This is a genomic window from Yimella lutea (genome assembly GCF_006715095.1).
GTDB lineage: Bacteria > Actinomycetota > Actinomycetes > Actinomycetales > Dermatophilaceae > Yimella > Yimella lutea.
Genome location: NZ_VFMO01000001.1, coordinates 886,188 through 899,733 on the forward strand (window position 1 = coordinate 886,188; position 13,546 = coordinate 899,733).

Here is a 13,546-nt window from a genome sequence, read left to right on the forward strand (position 1 = left end):
CTTTGGTCAACGAAACCGCCTGAAACGTGACCCCACGAAAGCGAGGGACGGGTCAGGCGGCGGACGCGTTGCCGCGTCCGCGGCGCACGTAGAAGTAGCCGATCAGGCCGAGTGCGATGCCGAACACCGGCGTCCAGGGCCACCAGCTGCGCTCGCCGGAGCGCAGACTCGGCACCACGAGAATGACGATCAGGGCGACGGTCCAGACGGCCACTCCGCCGAGGGTCACCTTGTTCATGTCGACCCGCATCGGTTCGACCGCGATCGGCTCGTCGGATGCGTCGTGGGTCACGATTAGTAGCGTACCGGTGACGCGGACCGGCGCCCGGGCCTAGTCTCGCGGGCATGTCGACCAGCACCCCCGTGAAACCCGCCCCGGTCAGCGGTTTCGACCGCTACTTCAAGATCTCCGAAAGAGGTTCGACGCTCGCCCGGGAGGTGCGGGGAGGATTCGTCACCTTCTTCACGATGGCATACATCATCGCGCTGAACCCGTTGATCATCGGCACGGTCAAGGACGGAACCGGCCAGTTCCTCGGTGGCGGCTCGGCTCCGAACCTGGCGATGGTCGCCGCGTGCACCGCACTGGTCGCCGGAGTCATGTCGATCCTGATGGGCGTGGTCGCGAACTTCCCGATGTCGATCGCCGCAGGCCTCGGGCTCAACGCGTTCGTCGCGTTCGGTGTCGCGGCGCTTCCCGACATGACCTGGAAAGCAGCGATGGGGTTGGTCGTCTGGGAAGGCATCCTAATTCTCCTGCTGGTCATCTCCGGCTTCCGGGTCGCGGCGTTCCGAGCCCTGCCGGGACAGATGAAGACCGCGATCTCGGTCGGTATCGGACTGTTCATCGCTTTCATCGGCCTGTTCGACGCGGGCTTCTCGCGCGCCGGCGCCGGTACGCCCGTTCAGCTCGGCATCGACGGGCGCCTGCAGGGTTGGCCGATCGTCGTGTTCATCGTCGGGTTCCTGCTACTGCTCGCGCTGTACGTCCGCAAGGTGACCGGCGCGCTGTTGATCGCGATCGTCTCGGCCACCGTCCTGGCGATCATCATCGAGTCGATCGCCAAGATCGGCCCCCGCTCCGTCGACGGCAAGCCGACCAACGACCGCACCTGGTCACTGAACGTCCCGGCCGTTCCGGACCAGGTCGTATCGACACCGGACTTCTCGCTCGTCGGTCAGGTCGACATGTTCGGCGGCTTCGCCAAGATCGGTGTCATCGCGGCCGCGCTGATCATCTTCTCGCTGATCCTCGCCGACTTCTTCGACACCATGGGCACGATGACCGCCATCGGGGCGAAGGGTGACCTGCTGGACGAGGACGGCGCCCCGCACGACACCCAGAAGATCCTGGTCGTCGACTCCGTGGCCGCTGCCGCCGGCGGTCTGGGCGGAGTCAGCTCGAACACCGGCTACATCGAATCGGCGTCCGGCGTCGGCGACGGTGCCCGCACCGGCCTGGCGTCCGTCGTCACCGGCGTCCTGTTCCTGTTCGCGACCTTCCTCGCGCCGCTGGTCGAGGTGATCCCGCACGAGGCGGCCGCCCCGGCACTGGTCTTCGTGGGCTTCCTGATGATGCAGGAGGTCGGCGAGATCAACTGGCGCGACATCGATATCGCGCTGCCGGCGTTCCTGACCATCGCGCTCATGCCGCTGACCTACTCGATCACCGTCGGTATCGGTGCGGGCACGCTCGCCTACCTGCTGATCAAGATCATCAAGGGCAAGTGGCGTGAGATCCCGGTGATCCTGTGGATCATCTCGTTCTGCTTCTTCCTGTACTTCGCGATCGACCCGATCCGTCAGATCTTCGGGGTCAACTGACCGCGCGACCGAGTGTCATGAGGGACGGGGCAACCATGCCCCGTCCCTCATGACGTTTACAGGTCCTCGGCGTCGGTGATCCGGTAGGCGTAGCCCTGTTCGGCCAGGAAGCGCTGCCGGTGGGCGGCGAAGTCGGCGTCCACGGTGTCGCGGGTGACGACCGTGTAGAAATGCGCGGTGCGTCCGTCGGTCTTCGGGCGCAGCACGCGTCCGAGGCGTTGCGCTTCCTCCTGGCGTGAACCGAAGGTGCCGCTGACCTGGATCGCGACGGACGCCTCCGGCAGGTCGATCGAGAAGTTCGCCACCTTGCTGACCACCAGCAACGAGATCTCACCGTCGCGGAACTGCTGGAACAGCTTCTGCCGCACCGAAACCGACGTCTCGCCGGTGATCAGGTCGGCGTCCAGGCGTCCGGCGAGCGACTCCAGTTGGTCGAGGTACTGGCCGATGACCAGGGTCGGTTCACCGCGGTGCTTGTCGACGAGCTGCTGGACGACCTTGTCCTTCACCGGTGCACAGGACGCGAACCGGTAGCGCTCGTCCGCATCGCTGGACGCGTACGCCAAGCGCTCGCTCTCGGACAGACTGACCCGCACCTCGACGCAGTCGGCGGGCGCGATGTAGCCCTGCGCCTCGATCTCCTTCCACGGCGCATCGAAACGCTTGGGGCCGATGAGGCTGAAGACGTCCTCTTCACGCCCGTCCTCACGTACCAACGTCGCGGTGAGACCGAGGCGGCGACGGGCCTGCAGGTCAGCGGTCATCCGGAAGATCGGCGCGGGCAGCAGGTGCACCTCGTCGTAGACGATGAGCCCCCAGTCGCGGCAGTCCAGCAGTTCCAGGTGCGGGTGCACGCCCTTCCGCTTCAGGGTCAGCACCTGGTAGGTCGCAATGGTGACCGGCCGGATCTCCTTGCGGGCCCCGCTGTACTCGCCGATCTCGTCCTCGGTGAGGGAGGTGCGGCGCAGCAGTTCGTCCTTCCATTGCCGAGCGCTCACCGTGTTGGTCACCAGGATCAACGTGGTGGTGCGCGACTTCGCCATGGCACCCGCGCCGACGAGGGTCTTGCCGGCGCCGCACGGGAGCACGACGACGCCGGAGCCGCCGTGCCAGAAACCGTCCACCGCGTGCTGCTGGTAATCGCGCAGACTCCAGCCGTCCTCGGCCAGTTCGATCGGGTGCGCCTCGCCGTCGACGTAGCCGGCTTCGTCCTCGGCGGGCCAGCCGAGCTTGATGAGTTGCTGCTTGATCGCGCCTCGTTCGGACGGGTGCACCAGAACGCTGTCGTCGTCGATCCGGTCGCCGACGAGTGGCTGAATCTTCTTGTTGCGCAACACTTCCGTGAGCACTGCCCGGTCGGTCGTCACCAGCACGAGCTTCTGTTCGCCGGCGATGTCCTGCTTGCGCAGGGTCAGGCGTCCGTAGCGGTCCATAGTCTCGGCGAGGTCGATGAGCAGCGCGTTCGGCACCGGGTAGCGGCTGTACCGGACGAGCGCGTCCACCACCTGTTCGGCGTCGTGTCCGGCGGCGCGCGCGTTCCACAGGCCGAGCGGCGTCACCCGGTAGGTGTGGATGTGCTCGGGCGCACGTTCCAACTCGGCGAACGGCGCGATCGCAGCGCGTGCTTCGCGGGCGAGCGGGTGGTCGACTTCGAGCAGGACGGTCTTGTCGCTCTGGACGATGAGGGGTCCGGGGACGTCGGTGGGCACGTTTCAGGCTAACCAGGCGGGAAGCGCGCCGATTCCCGACGGGTTCAGGGCGCGGACGGTGGGTGAGACGATGCTCACATGAGCCTGCCGATGGTCGAACCAGCCGACGGATTGCCCGACAGCATCACGATCTACGAGGTCGGTGCTCGCGACGGACTGCAGAACGAGAAGAGTGTCGTGCCCACCGCGGTGAAGGCCGAGTTCATCCGCCGGATGATCGACGCCGGCCTCGACACGATCGAGACGACCAGCTTCGTCCCGCCGTCCTGGATCCCGCAGTTGGCCGACGCGACCGAACTGGTGGACTCGCTGGGGCAGGAGGCACGCCGTCCGACCCGGCCGGTACTGGTGCCGAACGAGCGGGGTCTCGACAACGCGCTCGCCGCCGGGGTGAAGTCGATCGCGGTGTTCGGCTCGGCCACGGAGACCTTCGCCCGGAAGAACCTCAACCGCTCGATCGCGGAATCACTCGACATGTTCGCGCCCGTGGTGAAGCGGGCCAAGGACGACGACCTGTGGGTGCGCGGGTACGTCTCCATGTGCTTCGGCGACCCGTGGGAAGGGCCGGTGCCGATCGAGCAGGTCGTCGACGTCTGCGCGCGCCTGATGGAGCTCGGCTGCGATCAACTCAGCATCGGCGACACCATCGGAGTCGGTACCCCGGGTCATGTTGCTCGGCTACTGGATGCGTTGGGAGACAGCGGAATCGGGGTCGACCGGATCGGCGTCCATTTCCACGACACCTACGGGCAGGCGCTGTCGAACACGCTCGTCGCGCTGCAGCACGGGGTCCGCGTGGTGGATGCGTCCACCGGCGGACTGGGTGGGTGCCCCTACGCGAAGTCGGCGACCGGCAACCTGGCCACTGAGGACCTCGTGTGGATGTGTCGCGGACTCGGCATCGAGACCGGGGTCGACCTCGACAAACTCGTCGCCACCAGTGTCTGGATGGCCGACCAACTCGGCCGCCCGTCGCCGTCCCGCGTCGTCCGCGCCCTCGGCACTGCCTGACCCACCGAGTGGCCGGGCTATGAACAGGTGGCCGGGCGATATCCCGGCCACTCGTCCATAGCCCGGCCACTCGGCGGAGTTAGGGTCGACGTATGCGTTCTGGCCTGACTTCGACCTTCGATTCCGAAACCCGCGTGCAGGACGACCTGTTCGGGTTCGTCAACAATCACTGGGTCCGCAGCACCGAGATTCCCGACGACCGTGCGCGGTACGGCACCTTCGACGCGCTGCGCGAGGCGTCCGAGGCAGCTGTCCGAGTGATCATCGAGCGGGCCGCCGCCTCCGACGCCGAGCCCGGCACGGGGGAGCGCAAGGTCGGTGACCTGTTCACCTCGTTCATGAACACCGAGTCGATCGAGGCCGCCGGTGCCGACCCGATCCAGCCGCGGCTGGAGCAGATCCGCGGTTTGCGGTCGACGAGCCAGCTGGCCGGGCTCATGGGCGAACTCACCCGTCGCGGAGTGTGGAGCGCGATCGCCTTCTACGTCACCGCCGACGCCAAGGACCCGGACAAGTACATCGCCTACCTCACGCAGAGTGGTCTCGGCCTGCCGGACGAGTCGTACTACCGCGAGGACAAGTACGCCGAGGTGCGCGAGAAGTACCAGGGGCATCTCGAGCGGATGGCCGAGTTGGCGCGCGTCCCCGATCCTGCCGATTTCGCGCGCTGTGTGTTCGCGCTGGAGACCCGCCTCGCGACTCATCACTGGGACGTCGTCTCGACCCGCGACGCTCTGAAGACCTACAACAAGCACTCGTTCGCCGAACTGAAGGATCTGGCCCCCGAGTTCGATTGGGATGCTTGGGTTTCCGGGATCGGGGCGCCGTCCGGAGCATTCGCGGACGTGGTCGTCGGAGAACCGTCGTACCTGTCCGGTCTGTCCACCGCATTGGTCGACCACGACCTGGACGACTGGAAAGCGTGGCTGTCGTGGATGGTCATCAGCGACCAGGCGGCGTACCTCCATCAGGACATCGTCGACGAGAGCTTCGCGTTCAACGGCAGGGTGCTCAGCGGCACCCCGAAATTGAAGGAGCGGTGGAAGCGCGGCGTCGCGGTCGTCGAGTCGTGCATCGGTGAGGTCGTCGGGCAGTTGTACGTCGACGAGCATTTCCCGCCGCGCGCCAAGGAGCGCATGGAGGAACTCGTCGCGAACCTCATCGAGGCGTACCGCCGCGACTTCGAGAGCCTCGAATGGATGTCGCCCGCGACTCGTGAACGCGCGCTCGGAAAGCTGGCGCAGTTCACCCCGAAGATCGGTTACCCGGACAAGTGGCGTGACTACTGCGCGCTCGAGATCGACGCGGACGACCTGCTGGGAAACCTTGCTCGGTCGGCCGAGTTCGAACTCAACCGTCAGCTCGGCCGCATCGGTCAGCCGATCGATCGCACCGAGTGGTTGATGACCCCGCAGACGGTCAACGCGTACTACCACCCGATGATGAACGAGATCGTCTTCCCGGCCGCGATCCTGCAGCCGCCCTTCTTCGACGTCGACGCGGACGACGCGGTCAACTACGGCGGCATCGGTGCTGTGATCGGTCACGAGATCGGGCACGGCTTCGATGACCAGGGTTCGCGCTTCGACGGCGACGGTTCGCTCACCGACTGGTGGACCCCGGAAGACCGCGAGCGTTTTGAGGAGCGTGCCCAGAAGCTCATCGACCAGTTCGACCAGGAGTCACCGGCCGATGCCCCCGACATCAAGGTCAACGGCGAACTGACCGTCGGCGAGAACATCGGCGACCTCGGTGGTCTGACGATCGGCTACAAGGCGTATTCCATTGCGCAGGAGGAGAATCCGGCTCCGGAACTGGACGGATTCACCGGTGATCAGCGTTTCTTCCTCGGGTGGAGCCAGGTGTGGTGCGGCAAGGCGCGTCCGGACGAGGCGAAGCGTCTGATCGCGATCGACCCGCACGCGCCGGCCAACTGCCGCGCGAACGTCGCACGGAACCTGCGCGAGTTCCATGAGGCGTTCGACGTGCAGCCGGGCGACGGCATGTACCTCGCGCCCGAGGACCAGGTGCGGATCTTCTGATGTCGCGCATCTTCACCACCAGCGTCGCGTCGGTGTATCCGCACTACGTGACGAAGGTCGAGAAGAAGGGCCGTACCGAGGCCGAGCTGCGCGAGGTGATCGAGTGGCTCACCGGCTTCGACGCGGCGTCTCTCGACAAGCACCTCGCCGACGAGACGACCTTCGAGGAGTTCTTCGCTGAGGCGTCGGTCAACCCGAACGTCTCGCAGATCACCGGCTCGGTGTGCGGGGTGAAGGTGCAGGAAGTCGAGGACCCGCTGATGCGCGAGATCCACTACCTCGACAAGTTGGTCGACGAGTTGGCGAAGGGCCGGCCGATGGAGAAGGTGCTCAGATCTTAGCGATCGCGCCGCTCGACGTGCTGGACGATCCGGCTCCGTGACCCGCCCCGCGAGGGTCTCGGCATCAGTGGTGAGCCACACGGGAACGAACCGCGCCTGCCCGGCTGCGGCCAACGCGCGCACCCGCTCGACCAGTTCGGAGTTCTCGGGCTTGTAGGCAGCCAGTGGGTGAGGACGTAGCTGAACCGCGTCGGTGCGAGCCGGATCGCTTCGTGCACGATGTCGAGAACGCGTCCTCGTAGCTTGTTCGTCGCTTCGATGCCTTCGCCGCGGTGCACGCCCATCGGCACGAAGACCGGGTCGTTGATCAGGTGGTTGTCGACCACGATCGCGCCGGTGCGCTGTTCGAGGCACCGGGCGACCGTGAGTTTTCCGACAGCGGGCGGACCCACGAGGTAGAACAACGAAGCCATGCGGGCCAGTGTTCACCACCGCCGTGGGATCAGACCTTCCGGCCGGTGCGGGCGAGCACCTTGGTGGTGCGGTCTGTGTCCTCGGGCACCTTCACCGGGTCGGCGAAGATTCCGGGAACGTACGCATGATCACCGAATCCGTCCACAGCAGAGTCGATCTCGTCGAGCTCGGCGTCCGTGAACTGCTCGTCGGTGCCCTGCGATCGGGCGAGATCCCAGCGGTGCACGAGCAGGTCGAAGCCGTAGAAACGGGCGAGGGTCTCGCCGACGGTGGTCGGTCCGAAGTAACCGTCGAACTGCTTGTCCGCGACTGACTGATCGCCGAGCAGGTCGGTCACCGCCTGGTTGTGCTCGCGCCACGCAGCGGCGGGATCCTCAGCCGTTGCCGCTGCGGGGAGTTCGTGGCCCTGATTGCCGAGGAAGTCACGCTCGGTCTCCATGACGTGGTGCAACACATCGCGGGCGCTCCACCCCTCGCACGGGCTCGCGGCGTCCCAGTCGGTGACCGAGGCGACGACCTTGCTGAACGGTTCTTCGTGCCGGGTCCAGGTCTGCTGGATCTGTGTCATGACCTTCTCCTTCGTCGATCTTGATCGTGACGTTAGGGCAGCGTGCGCGGGCCGGTCTTGATAATTTCCGACACATGGCCAGAGCCGCGGACGACATTGAGCGCGCTCACCTGCGCGACCCGTCCGACCGCTCGTTCACGATTCATCGCTACGGGGCGCCTGAGCATCTGCGCGGTCTGCTGCGTCGCTTTTGGATTCCGGTGTGGGACGTGCCGGCGCCGGAGCAGTCGGTGCAGAAGGTGCTGCAGTACCCCGTCTGTCTGCTCATCACGACGCCTGCGTACTCGCGCTTCGGCGGCCCGACGCGTGGTCTGTCGAGGACGGTGCTGGAGGGCGGATCGTGGGGGTTCGGTGCGATGTTCACTCCGGCCGCAGGGTCGCTGCTACTCGGCCGCCCGGTCAGCACGATCACCGATCAGTCCATCGAGTTGGATGAGGTGTTCCCGGGACTCACGGTGAAGCTGCGCGAACTGATGGCTGCTGACCCGGACGATATCGGCGCCCATGCGGAGGGACGAACGCTGGTGCAGGAGCGGCTCGAGCCACTGCTGCCCCTCGACGAGGAGTCATTGCTGATCAACGACCTGACCGAGGCCGCGGAGACGGACCTGTCGATCACGAGCGTCGTGGAACTGTGTCGCCGCTTCGACTTGAACGAGCGCTCGCTGCAGCGTTTGTGCAACCGGCGGCTGGGGTTGACGCCGCTCTGGTTGATCCGTCGTCGCCGGTTGCACGAGGCGGCCGATCGCCTGCGTGAGAGTTCGGGGTCGTTGGCGGACGTCGCCGCCGTGCTCGGTTACGCCGACCAGGCGCACTTCTCGCGCGACTTCAAGACGGCGACCGGAATGACGCCTGGCGAGTTCGCTCGGATGAACGCAGCCGCCGACTAGCTGGGTCACCGCGCATCGCTGACAGGGGCGCGGGGTCTCGAGATCTGCTCGCATCCCGACCCGCGCGGACCTCGACACCCCGTGCGTCTGACCGACTACCTGCCGTCGTTCCGCATCAAGCGGGCGCGACGGCAGTGATGCGGTGCACGCTGATCGTCCGGACGTTCTCGCCGACGGTACCGGTCACCCGTCCTGCGTCCACCGAGCGCGGACGCATTGTGATCCGTCGGATGTTGCCCGATGTGTCGACATAGCCGACCCGGACGGGCACGCCGGTGGCCGCCGCGTCCAACAGCACGTCGACGGTCACTGCCGGGTCGCCGGTGGCCGGGGCTTCGGTCCCGGACGTCTGCAGTAGTTTCTCGACGAACTGCTCCGCGGCCGACGCCTCGACCGTGGTGCGGGTGACGGACGCGGACGGACGGGGCGACGGCGCCCGGGCGGGTTCACTGCCGATGACGGTCACGGCGCCGGACGCGTCCTCGGCGAGGGTGGAGTAGCCGATCTCGCGCAGGAGATTGAGAAGTCGAGCAGCCGGCAGCCGCGAGACCAGGACGGTCGGGGCAATTCGCAGCAGTTGCAACGGTTCTGCGGCCGAGTCGGCCACGAGCGCGTTCAGTAGTGACTCGTCATCACTACGCACGTACGACGATGCAGCCCCAACGCGAGTCACGCCGTGCCGTCGTGCGGCGTCGTCGATCAGGTACTCGAGCGACTGCGGCAACGGGGTGAGACTCGCGGAGCGCAACTGTTCGCGCAGGCCGGCAGCCGAATGCCCTGCATCGAGCGCTCGGTTCATCGAGCGGTCGGTGATCCGGAAAACAGTTGCCCCACCGCGAGATTCGACGTCGCCCACGGTGTGCATGAGGCGTCGCAGATCGTCCGTCAGCGGGCCGGGCGCGATCGCCGTCAGATCAGCCTGCACGAGAACGTGATCGATCAGTGCGGGCAACAGCGGCGCGGCCACGGAGTCGTCCAGCCGGTCGGCGGCCAGGGCTCGTCCGACCGAACTCAGTCGTCCGTCGGCGACCAGTCCCAACCATTCCGCCTCTTGCACAGCGGCATCCGCGCGAGTCGGTACCCCGGGCGGCAGGCGCAGGGGGCGGTGCCAGCGCAACAGGACATCGACGTCGTCCACCGACACCGCGACCTCAGCGGACAGGTCGAGGAGCACCGACAGCACGTCGTGTCTGCGCTGGCGCATCATCGGCCACACGGAAGCATCCCCGAGCAGATTGACGACCGACCCGCCCGGGTCTCTGGACGCGACGAGGGACGGCGCGCGCAGCATTGTCCACCACGCCCGAGCGAGCGCGACCCAACGCGAGGCGGGCGGCTCCTGTAGCCAGTCGTCGTAGGCGGGGGTGGGCAACCAGGTCGGATCGATCTCTGCGTCGGGTGCGAGCAGCCCTGCAGCGTGGGCGAGTTCGGCGATGAATGCGCTGTGTTCGATCGTCGTGTCGAGATGCCCGGCGAGACCCTTGTGGTCGCGGACGGACACCCCGCCCTTGCTCATCACTCGTGGCGGCGCCGCTTCCCAGTGTTCGGCGAGCGCCTCGACCTGCCACACCAGGTCGAGCGCCGCATGTCCGGCGTGCGCGTCGGCGGCCTTCTGGCTGCCCCCGGGTGTCCCGACCACGGGGTGGTGGAACGGGGCCTGGTCCAGATCGACTTCGGCGAGGAGCTGGGCGACCTCGCGGGTTGCGGTCAACCGGTCACCGTTGCGCCACACCAGTGCCCGGGTCCACAGGTCGTCCGCGAAGTCGGTGATGGCATCGACCTCGACAGCCAGGCGGGCCGCTGCGCCCGCAAGCTCACCCGACGAAGCAACCAGGGCGTCCAGGACGCGCAAGGCGTCAGCGGGCAGGGCGTCCACGGCACGTTGCACACTGCTGCGGGTCGCGGCTCGTGCCGCCAGCCCGGTCAGGTCGGACGTGCCGGGGTGAAGCAGATCGGGCCGGGCCACGACAAGATCGCGCAGTTCTTGCGGTGTCCTGGACCGGACGTCGTCGGCGAGGCTGCGGTGGGTGGGCACCAGACCACGTTAGTCATCCCGTGCGTACGACGGCGCGATGTGCTTGATTGGGCGTCATGAGTGATCGCGCACCCAGCGGGCAGCAATGGACCCTGAAGGCCCACGACCAGGAACTCGTCGTCGTCCAGGCGGGTGGAGGAATCCGCGAATACCGCTCGGGTGGAAGGCCACTGCTGCACGGCTACCCGGTCGACGCAAAGGCCGATGCCGGACGGGGTCAGCACCTGATGCCGTGGCCCAACCGTATTCGAGACGGCAAGTACACCTACGCGGGCAAGGAGCAGCAGTTGGCGCTGTCCGAACCGGCACGATCGAACGCCTCCCACGGACTCACCCGTTGGGCGACCTGGCACCTGGTGGAGCAGAGTGACGATCGAGTGGTCGTCGGTTATTCGCTGCTGCCGCAACAGGGTTGGGATGGGATGCTCGAGCTGACCGTCACGTACTCGATCGGCGAGGACGGCCTCACCGTCACGCCTGCTGCAACGAACGCCGGCCGTGCAGCGGTGCCCTTCGGTTACGGCGCACACCCCTACCTCACGGCCGGGGAGGACACGGTCGACCAGCTGATCCTCGAACTGCCTGCCGGCACCGTCATCGACGTGGACGACCGCCTCATCCCGACGGGCACCGCGCCCGTGCCGGCCGAGCTCGACTTCTCGACCGCGCGGCCGATCGCCGATACGCAGCTGGATCACGCGTACACCGATCTGCGCGCGGAGGACGGTCACTGGCGCATCACGGTACGGACCGACGAACACGCGACGACGCTCTGGGCCGATGCGGACGCGTTCGGCTACGCGCAAGCCTTCACCGGTGACTCGCTGCCCGATGGTAACGCTCGGCGCACCGGCGTCGCGGTCGAGCCGATGACCTGTCCGGCCAACGCTTTCAACACCGGCGAGGGCCTCATCGAGCTGCAACCCGGACAGACCTGGTCGGCGTCGTGGGGCGTTACGGGAGAATGACGCCGTGAACCCCTCCATGGCCTTCGCGACCGTGCTGATCGACGAGCTCGTCCGGCACGGCGTACGTGACATCGTCCTGGCTCCCGGCTCCCGATCGGCGCCGCTGGCGTACGCCGCGCTCGAGGCCGAGAAGGCCGGACGACTTCGGCTGCACGTGCGCATCGACGAACGGTCGGCGGGGTTCCTCGCCCTCGGCATGGCGAAGATCCGTCGGATCCCGGTGCCGATCATCACCACCAGCGGCACCGCGGTGGCCAACCTGCACCCGGCCGTCCTCGAGGCGCACCATGCCCATGTGCCGATGCTCGTCCTCTCGGCCGACCGGCCGCCGGAGATGCGCGCTGTCGGTGCCAACCAGACCACCGACCAGGTGAAGATCTTCGGCAACTCCACCCGCTGGTTCTACGAGTTCGGCGTACCCGAAAGGCGTGCGGGTCAACAGGATTGGTGGCGTTCGATCGTCGGACGTGCCCTCGCCGAAGCGACCGGCATACCCGCGGGCGACGCCGGGCCGGTGCACCTGAACATTCCGCTGCGCGCCCCATTGGTGCCGGACGTCGACAGTGAGGGTTGGCCGGAGGACCTCAGCGGTCTGCCGCGCGGTGAGTCCTGGCTCAACATCCGCCAGGTCGACAGCCACCGCGCTGTGGCTGCCGGGCCCGGCATCGCCCCCGTGCCGCGCACGCTGGTCGTGCTGGGTGACCTGCCCGAGCCGTCGATGGCCGCCGAGGTCGCCGAGCTCGCGGACGCGGCGGGCTGGCCGGTCATCGCCGAACCGTTCGGTCAGTACCACCGTGGACGGGTCACCCCGCACGGGGCGCTGATCCTGCGTGCCACCGAATGGCTGGAGCGCAACCGGCCAGAACGCGTCCTTGTGGCCGGACGCACCACCCTCGATCGGGAGGTGGGCAAACTGCTGCGCCATCCGGACGTCTCGGTCGAGGTCGTCACCGCCGGCACCTCGTGGGCGGGCTCGAGTCACCACACCCGCCGCGTGCACGCGTGGGAGGACATCGAGCGCAGCCGGACGGCGGTCGCCAGTTGCGCGGACCGCGCGTGGAGCGCCCGGTGGCGTCGTGCCAGCACTGCGCTGTCCGAGGCCGCGACACCGCTCATCGAGGGCAGCTGGCCTTCCGGCATGACCGTCGCCCGGACGGTGGTGCACAACCTGCCCGACGGCTCTGCGATCGTGATCGGCCCGTCCAACATCGTCCGAGACCTCGATCTTGCGCGAAACCCCAATCGCATTGCGCGAGAGGTGGTTTCGGTAGCCAATCGCGGTTTGGCAGGCATCGACGGCATGGTGTCGACCGCCGCGGGCGTCGCGCTCTCGCGTCCGGAACGACCGACGTACGCACTGATGGGCGATCTCACGTTCCTGCACGACGGCAACGCGTTGCTGATCGGCCCGGACAACGACAAGCCGGACTTGACGATCGTCGTGCTGAACGACGACGGCGGTGGCATCTTCAGCACCTTGGAGCCGGGCCAGGACCACTTGACCGATTCCTTCGAGCGCATCTTCGGAACGCCGACCGGCGCCAACCTCGAGCTGGTGTGTCGGGCGCGCAGCACGCAGTACGAGCTCATCACCGACCGCGACACGCTCGCCGATCGAATCGCCAACCCCAGCAAGGGGGTTCGGGTGCTGGAGGTACGCATCGAGCGTTCTGCCGAGCGTCCTCTGCACGAACGTCTTGCGGAGGTCGCCCGACACGCGCTGGCCGAACTGGACTGATCGCGC

Annotated in this window: 12 protein-coding genes; 7 read left to right on the top strand and 5 right to left on the bottom strand. The window is 67.2% G+C overall.

The features are described from left to right. Positions 1-52: 52 nt before the first annotated feature. Entirely contained in the window at positions 53-292 is a 240-nt protein-coding gene (locus FB459_RS04245; RefSeq protein ID WP_239702435.1) for a DUF2530 domain-containing protein, read from the bottom strand. Between the two features lie 53 nt (positions 293-345). On the opposite strand from FB459_RS04245, the gene FB459_RS04250 reads away from it, so the two are divergent. After that, positions 346-1,824 carry an NCS2 family permease gene (locus FB459_RS04250; RefSeq protein WP_141927567.1) on the top strand — a complete coding sequence of 493 codons (1,479 nt, stop codon included), beginning with the start codon at positions 346-348 and terminating at the stop codon, positions 1,822-1,824. A gap of 56 nt (positions 1,825-1,880) precedes the next feature. On the opposite strand, the gene FB459_RS04255 is transcribed toward FB459_RS04250, so the two are convergent. Then, on the bottom strand, positions 1,881-3,533 hold the full coding sequence (locus tag FB459_RS04255) for a DNA repair helicase XPB (protein WP_141927568.1): 1,653 nt from the start codon (positions 3,531-3,533) through the stop codon (positions 1,881-1,883). Positions 3,534-3,611: 78 nt separating this feature from the next. On the opposite strand from FB459_RS04255, the gene FB459_RS04260 reads away from it, so the two are divergent. The 3 genes from FB459_RS04260 to FB459_RS04270 all read left to right on the top strand — a co-directional run bounded on the left by FB459_RS04260 (position 3,612) and on the right by FB459_RS04270 (position 6,927). Beyond that, the gene (locus tag FB459_RS04260) at positions 3,612-4,544 is read left to right on the top strand and encodes a hydroxymethylglutaryl-CoA lyase (RefSeq protein WP_141927569.1); all 933 of its coding nucleotides are present in this window, start codon (positions 3,612-3,614) and stop codon (positions 4,542-4,544) included. 92 nt (positions 4,545-4,636) lie between these two features. After that, complete coding sequence (locus FB459_RS04265) at positions 4,637-6,586, top strand: M13 family metallopeptidase (protein WP_141927570.1); 1,950 nt, start codon at positions 4,637-4,639, stop codon at positions 6,584-6,586. Continuing rightward, complete coding sequence (locus tag FB459_RS04270) at positions 6,586-6,927, top strand: DUF2200 domain-containing protein (RefSeq protein ID WP_141927571.1); 342 nt, start codon at positions 6,586-6,588, stop codon at positions 6,925-6,927. Before FB459_RS04265 ends, FB459_RS04270 begins: the two co-directional genes overlap by 1 nt. On the opposite strand, the gene FB459_RS04275 is transcribed toward FB459_RS04270, so the two are convergent. Further along, a complete protein-coding gene (locus tag FB459_RS04275) occupies positions 6,924-7,340 on the bottom strand; it encodes an ATP-binding protein (protein ID WP_141927572.1) in 417 nt (138 codons plus the stop codon). The two genes, FB459_RS04270 and FB459_RS04275, sit on opposite strands and share 4 nt — an antisense overlap. 29 nt (positions 7,341-7,369) lie before the next feature. Next, positions 7,370-7,909 carry a maleylpyruvate isomerase family mycothiol-dependent enzyme gene (locus FB459_RS04280; protein WP_129625237.1) on the bottom strand — a complete coding sequence of 180 codons (540 nt, stop codon included), beginning with the start codon at positions 7,907-7,909 and terminating at the stop codon, positions 7,370-7,372. Between the two features lie 74 nt (positions 7,910-7,983). On the opposite strand from FB459_RS04280, the gene FB459_RS04285 reads away from it, so the two are divergent. Continuing rightward, the gene (locus FB459_RS04285) at positions 7,984-8,799 is read left to right on the top strand and encodes a helix-turn-helix domain-containing protein (RefSeq protein ID WP_141927573.1); all 816 of its coding nucleotides are present in this window, start codon (positions 7,984-7,986) and stop codon (positions 8,797-8,799) included. Between the two features lie 115 nt (positions 8,800-8,914). Here FB459_RS04285 and FB459_RS04290 read toward each other — a convergent pair whose 3' ends face one another. Continuing rightward, positions 8,915-10,834 (bottom strand): helicase-associated domain-containing protein, encoded by a 1,920-nt coding sequence (locus tag FB459_RS04290; RefSeq protein ID WP_141927574.1) that lies wholly within the window; start codon positions 10,832-10,834, stop codon positions 8,915-8,917. A gap of 56 nt (positions 10,835-10,890) precedes the next feature. Here FB459_RS04290 and FB459_RS04295 point away from each other — a divergent pair, with 56 nt between their 5' ends. Together FB459_RS04295 and menD are read left to right on the top strand one after the other, a co-directional pair. Then, positions 10,891-11,802 (top strand): aldose 1-epimerase family protein, encoded by a 912-nt coding sequence (locus tag FB459_RS04295; protein ID WP_141927575.1) that lies wholly within the window; start codon positions 10,891-10,893, stop codon positions 11,800-11,802. 4 nt (positions 11,803-11,806) lie between these two features. Then, on the top strand, positions 11,807-13,540 hold the full coding sequence (gene menD / locus FB459_RS04300) for a 2-succinyl-5-enolpyruvyl-6-hydroxy-3-cyclohexene-1-carboxylic-acid synthase (protein WP_170221690.1): 1,734 nt from the start codon (positions 11,807-11,809) through the stop codon (positions 13,538-13,540). The last annotated feature ends 6 nt before the right edge of the window (positions 13,541-13,546 follow it).